This window comes from Flavobacterium sp. KMS (assembly GCF_000813005.1).
GTDB lineage: Bacteria > Bacteroidota > Bacteroidia > Flavobacteriales > Flavobacteriaceae > Flavobacterium.
Window position 1 is genome coordinate 1 of the sequence record NZ_JSYP01000045.1, and the last position, 7,010, is coordinate 7,010.

General features: G+C 34.2%; 3 protein-coding genes and 2 pseudogenes. All 5 read right to left on the minus strand.

Translation table 11 applies throughout. The annotated features are described in order from the left end of the window. A pseudogene (locus OA93_RS23775) lies at positions 1–1,157 on the minus strand (PD40 domain-containing protein); the annotation flags it as partial. 21 nt (positions 1,158–1,178) lie between these two features. Continuing rightward, positions 1,179–2,093: a type IX secretion system membrane protein PorP/SprF gene (locus OA93_RS23780; protein ID WP_039116768.1), complete on the minus strand. Its 915-nt coding sequence runs from the start codon at positions 2,091–2,093 to the stop codon at positions 1,179–1,181. Positions 2,094–2,102: 9 nt separating this feature from the next. Beyond that, the gene (locus OA93_RS23785) at positions 2,103–3,350 is read right to left on the minus strand and encodes a gliding motility-associated C-terminal domain-containing protein (protein WP_082001882.1); all 1,248 of its coding nucleotides are present in this window, start codon (positions 3,348–3,350) and stop codon (positions 2,103–2,105) included. A 118-nt stretch (positions 3,351–3,468) separates the two neighbouring features. Further along, positions 3,469–5,874: a hypothetical protein gene (locus OA93_RS23790; protein WP_039116769.1), complete on the minus strand. Its 2,406-nt coding sequence runs from the start codon at positions 5,872–5,874 to the stop codon at positions 3,469–3,471. Between the two features lie 83 nt (positions 5,875–5,957). Further along, positions 5,958–7,010 (minus strand): annotated as a pseudogene (locus OA93_RS25240) (hypothetical protein); the annotation flags it as partial.

Here is a 7,010-nt window from a genome sequence, read left to right on the forward strand (position 1 = left end):
GAGTTAATTGGTTTTCCTACATTTACGACTTTATAGGTGGTATTATCTCCGTTTTTAATTGCTTCGAAAACATCTAAACCTCCTAGTCCCGAATGTCCATCGGAAGCAAAATAAAACTCTCCTGCTGTGGATATTGTAGGGAATGTTTCTCTACCAATGGTATTAATCGACGGTCCCATATTTTTGACTTCTCCAAATGTACCATCCTGATTTATTGCAACTTCATACAAATCTGTCTGACCAACTGTTCCGGGTCTGTCTGATGCAAAAATCAAACTCTTCCCGTCTGGTCTTAATGCTGGATGTGCATTTGAAAAGGATTCGTTATTAAAAGGTAAATCTTCGATATTGGTCCACTTATCATTTACTAGTGTTGCTCTGTAAATTCTTAGTCGGTTGGTTTTTGTATCATCGACTCCATATTTATTACCTAAAAAATTACTTCGGGTAAAATACATTTGGGTACCATCTTTGGTAAATGCTGGTGTAGATTGATGAAAAACTGAATTTACTTTTCCATTTAACTTTTTAGCATCAGCCAAGTCACCATCACTAGTAATTGTAGCTTCATAGAGTTTAAAGAATGGTTTTTTATTCCATCTGTCTTTCATTCTCTCTACCACATTTGTATCTCTGGCTGACGTGAAAACTACCTGATTTTCTTTGTAAAATGTAGCTCCATAGTCTGGCATCTTCGAATTGATACTAACCGGTTTTATCGTATAACGATTAGATTGTCTCTCGACTTCTTTTAGATAATCGGTTCCGGAATTAATAGCTTCTTTTCCTGACTTGCTATTAAGTTCTTTTATGATTTTTGAAGCTTCATCAAATTGTCCATCTGACTTGAGACATTGCGCATAACGAAACAGTTGCTCATCGGTAAACTTATAATTATCTTTTAACTTACCTATCTGATTATAAGACTTTAAAGCATTTTTGTAATCTCCGTTAAAGTAATAAGAATCTCCTAATTTTGCATAGATTCCCGAAGAGCCAAATTCTTTCTCTACCAGCTTATCATATAAATCGCTTGAACTTACGTATGCATAAGCTTGTTTATCGTATTCTTTTTCTGCTTTATCAACTAATTTAGTCTGCGAATGCATACTAAATAAGCCAAATAATGCTATCCAAAGTAGAAAATGTTTTTTCATAAGTATTTTTTTAATCATTAATTAAAAGAATCTTGGATTTATCATTCGTTTATTTGACTTATTGAAAAGATCAAACCTTAAGAATATTTCGTGCGAACCTGAGTTGTAATTTCCCAGATTTGTAGTTTCATAATCATACGCATACCCAATTTGTATCCCATCGGTAATCTGGAAACCAGCCAAACCACTCACGCTGGAATCTATACGATAGGCTAATCCTAGGGTTAGTTTATTACTAATTAAGAAATTAGCAGATACATCTACAGCTATTGGAGCTCCCTTTACTACTTTTACCAAAACTGCTGGCTTGAATCTTAAATTAGGGCTAAAATCAAAAACATATCCTGCAATACCATAATAATGAGCATTTGTTGTATAAACCGTTGAAGCTACATCATCATAATAATCTGTTTTTAATAATTTAGGAACTGATACTCCTATATACCAATTGTAGGTATGCATATAGAATCCCGCTCCTACATTTGGCAGGAACTTAGATTCTTTTCCGTTTAAATAGGGATCTGGATTTTGAATAGTTAATTTATTATAATCAACTACATAATTATCAAACCCTCCTGAAATACCAAAAGAGAATCTTAAGTCGTTATTACCTATAATTGTATAGGCATAATTAACCATTACTCCTGTATTATTTGTTGGCCCTATCTCGTCACTAACCACATTTAATCCAATACCGTTGGCATGGTACCCTAATGGACTTTGTATTGAAAAGTTCATCGTTTTTGGCGCACCGTCTAAACCAACCCATTGTGTTCTATATAATCCCATTGCACTTACTACTTCCCTTGATCCTGTATAACCGGGATTAAAAGCCATAGTGTTGTACATATATTGCGTATACTGCGATTCTTGTTGTGCCGAAGCATTAAAAACTCCCAATAACAATATTGCTACTATGTAAAAAATCTTTTCCATTAGTTTATTTTATTGGTTATTGATATATAAATATCCGGAACTTTCGATCCCATCTCTACCATTACTGTATTTTAATACATAGAAATAGGTTCCTGTTGGAAGTTTTGCTCCTTTGTTTACCGTTACGCGCCCATCTGAATATCCTGTGAACATATTATCGCTCTCGTTATATGATCTTGCATCATATACTTTTACTCCCCAGCGATTGTATATCTCCACTCTATTATCTGGATACTTGTTAATTCCTTCTATAAGGAAACTATCATTAATACCATCTCCATTTGGTGATATTGCGTTATTTACAACGATATCAAGATTAGGATTAATATCTGGTTTGTTAACTATGGCGATTGTAAAAATTCCATAGCCCCTTACTTGTGAAGTAACTAGTTTTGAATAACTTCCACTAATATTCGGATTGCTTGTAATACCGCCTTCATCTACCCATTTTGCCAAAGCTGTATCCCAACGTACTATAGATAATTTTTTATTGGGATCTGTTACAAAAAAGGCAGCAGGTGTTGTAGCTGGATCTAATGAAAGACTTAAAACAATCTTTTCGCTTCCTAAATCTTGGGTTGTATTCCAATACTCAACCTCATCAATAGTTAGAATAATACCTTCTTTACTTGTATATGGACGGGTGCTTCCTGCATTATCGAGAAAATATTGGGTTACATAAACATTATTTGCATCTGTACCTACACCATGAAATGAGGGTCTGAAAAACAAATCGTCTCCAACTGGGAATTCAAACAATGCAACTCCTCTTTTTTCTACTTGTCCATCTACAAAGCTCAAATTACTAACATCTATGTGAGTCGCTTTTTCTTTGAAAATTACTTTACCATTATAAGTAGCAGCATCGACAATTCCGCTTTTAAAATCCACCTGCTTCCCTACAGAAATTTTGGTATACAAATGAAAAGGAACTAATGAGGATAGATTATCAAAGACTATATTCTGGAAATCTGAAACTGACCTGCCATCAATATTTTGCGCAGTTGTGCCTGTAAAAAAGGTTGTTCCGTTATTAGCTTCTGTATATCTGACTATTCCGTCATTATTAAAATCTGAATAAACGATGAAATTTCCATCATTTAAAACATTACCCGATATACTATTATTAAAGTCTGATACTGTAGCAAACTGTGTATTAGGCATAATCGTTAGTACACCCGAATTTGCCGTTTGTGCACCAAGCTGACTAATGAAAAACATGGATATAATAATAGTTTTTATATAAATTTTGATCATATTCTTTTATTTAAAGTGTTATGACAAATCGTGTCTTAAGTAAAACATTTAGAGTGATTAAAAACACCTCGATTATGTTATTTATAAAAGAGGTGTTTTCTCTAGTTCTATCCCTTGATTAAGGAATGTTATAATTCACATTGATATTGTCTTGCACATATCCAATAGCCCATGCCATTGAATTAGCATAAAAAATACTATTATAAACTGTTGTACCACCATTATAAGGTTTAGAAAGTGGTAGCCCGGTTGTTGTAATTTTTGCAGGATAATCTGTTGTAGAATTATTTGTACTTGATGTACCTGTAAGTAATCCTCCATCTCCACAGAAAACATATCCTAATGAATTGTGTCTAAATGTTGTTACCCTGGCAGGAAGACCACTTATTGTTGCTAAACTACTAGTGTTTGCTGGTAGTGTCATAGAATAAGAGTTATTGTTATCACCACCTATAGCAAGCCCTTGTATGTTCCCGAAAGGACCATTTAAGATTGGATCAGCAATATTTACTAACGGATTTATGTAAGTACAATTATCTCTATTTACATCTGCCGCAGTTATTGTAGAACCACAAATAGAATTAACTAAAGTTGCTATACCTGCATTACCATTTTCCTGCGCCTGAATTAATACTCCTTTTTTGTTTTTAACAAAATCTGCCAGAATATTTAAAGTTGTCGCATCTGTCGTGTTATAATTATATCCTAAAACTATGATATCAATTTTATTGTTATTGATTAAGTTTTTTAATGTAGTTCCTGTATTAGTTCCTCCATTAACAATCTTAATTCCATCTACCTGTACTGTACCTGTAGGTCCAAAGTTTGCTAATGAAGCTAATACTGCTCTAGATGCATAAGCTCCTCCTGTACCTGGCTGATAAATACCATCTCCTAATCCTAAAACGTTCATTAAACGAATAACGAATGATACGCTTTTATTACAAGGGGTACTTCCGTTAGTACTATTTGCTGTAATGGCAAATGGATAGTTACCTCCTGAGGTTGGTGTACCAGTTGCTGTCATTACTACATTTTGTAATCCTGTTGTAGCAAATGTTCCTGTTGCAGAAAAAGTAATACCATTAACTGTATTCGTAGTAATTGAATAGGCTCCTACATAAGTTACTGTTACTGGAACTGTCATGGTATTTGTAGCATCCATTGCTGTTCCTGGGGCATAAGTACCCGCTACTGTTATTCCTCCACAATTAGTTACATAGGTAACTGGTTGTGCAGCTATAGTTACATTTAATGAACAAGTTCCTACTGTACCTGGAGTTCCTGTAACCGTAAAGGCTATTGCTCCTGATGCTGTTGGTGTTCCTGAACCACTTAAAGTTACATTTTGAGGTCCTAAAACTGATAAATTAATCAGTCCGGATGTAAATGTAATTCCGCTAGCTGTGGTAGTACTTATTGTTGTTTGACCTGTTGCGGTTACATTAATTGGTAAAGTGATTGTATTAGCAGCAATTAAAGGAATATTTTGCATGTAAACTCCGTTTTGTGTTGCTGTTGTACAATCCATTGTATAAGCTACAGGAGCGACTGGAACTGAAATACCCGAACAAGAACCTGTGCCTGCTGTTGTAGCATTAGAGGAAAGATTAAAACTATTTGTTCCTGATGCAATTGGTGTACCAGTTCCTAATAGATTAATTGTTTGAACTCCTAATGTTGTATAGGTACCCGTTGCGCTAAATGAATATCCATTTACTGTATTTGTACTCATACTCCAGAAACCTAGATTTGTTACATTTACTTCTACAGATAACTTATTTGCAACTGTAAGTGGGATCCCGATATTATAAGAACCTGTTGGTGCTATACTTGCACAAGTTATTGCAAAATCGACATTGGCTTTTTCTACATAAACATGAGGTACACATGAAACTGGTACTCCATTTAATGAAATAGTAAGTGCATCTCCCGGATCGCCTACTGTAAAACCATTATTTGGTGTACCTGTACCTGGCAAATTCAAAACATAAGAACCTGCACTAGGAAAAGTTCCGCTAGTTGTAAAATAATACCCATTACTATTTGTTGCTGATATAGTGTAGGTTCCTGGTTGAATTGCTGTAACTGGAACTGTCAAATAATTTGCCAGTGTTAAAGCTACCCCTTGTTTATAGGCACCATTACCAAGTATTTGAAGACATTCGTCTGCCGAAATTCCAAATACTGCTGGCGGAGGCGTACCACAAATACTTAACCATACTCCTTGTATCTGACTCCAATAATCAAAACATCCGGTTGTTGTATTAAATATTAATAATCCATCGGTTAAGTTAGCAACAGCAATTCCATCACGTTGTGCTGTAGTTAATCTTGAAGTTAACATTCCTTTGTTGTTACTTTCTAATTCAAACAATGCTCCGGGAAAGGCTTTGGTTGCCCCGGTACTTATTGTACCGTCCTTTAATTTTGTATTATCCGTTTGTGCAAAAACTGAGCAAAAACTGAGCAAACTAAATAATGTTGCTAGGATAATTTTTTGCGTTTTATATATATATTTCATAATCTTATTTTTTAGTCTAGAATAATATTAGTTGATACTTACGCTTTTTGTACTGAATACTAAAAAGCTGATAAGAACTTTTATCATTTTTTCTCTAGTATTAGTTTTTCTAATTTTTCCAAACGTTGATTCATCGATTCTGAAGCTAATTTCAATTCTTTAATTTCTTTGTCTTTTGCTTCAATTTCTTTGTTTTGCTCGATTATATGAAGGTATATCTCTTCTGTTTTTTCTAATAACTGAATTGATAACTCCGACATATTAAATGAATACCCTTCTTTGGTTTTTTCTAACTCTGTAATTGGAGTTATTCCTGGAAGGTGTTTGTTCTTTTTGATATAATCCTCTACCTCTGATAAACGTTTAAATTTATAATCGGCTTTGATTTCAGAAAAACCTTTAAAATAATCTTCGAATACATAATCCGCATAGTAACTATTGATTGTTGTAATAGCACCATTTACTCTCAATTTTTCATTAGTTGCTACAGATGGTGTTGTGTATCCAATTCCTACCCATCCGTTTGTATAAATATTTTCGGTATTTAATGTCGCTCCAACATTTGTTGTTGAACTAAACCAAGGCTCTTTTACAGCAGCACTCAAATCTATAGGGTTTACTGTTCCGTGTTCATCAGTAAAATCTAAAGTACCTGTTGCAAGATTTACTTGTAATGTTGTTAATGTTTGCGCATCTCCAACTAAATCTGTCAATTTAAAATCAGAAGAATTTCCTTCTTCATCTTGATAAATCAATGACTGAGTTGTACCATCATAACTCAATGAAGTTAATGTTTCTACTCCTTTAACTAAAACGGATAAATCTATTCCATTAGGAGTACCTACCTCATCTGTATAAGTCAATGTGTGTAAATCCTTAACATTCCCAAATTCATCTGTAACTTGTGTCACAACATCTGTTAATGATGTTAGCGTTTCTTTAATATCTACTGGAGTTCCCGCAGCTTCATTTGTATAAGTTGCAATGGTATTTCCTGTAGTTACTATTGGAGTTATTACTGTTACTGTTTCGTTGGCTTTAATAATAGCGTTATCAACAAAAGCTCCACCATCTGCTCCAACTGTTACAATATTACCAGCATCGGCACTTACAACTTGCGAAGTAACTGCTGTACC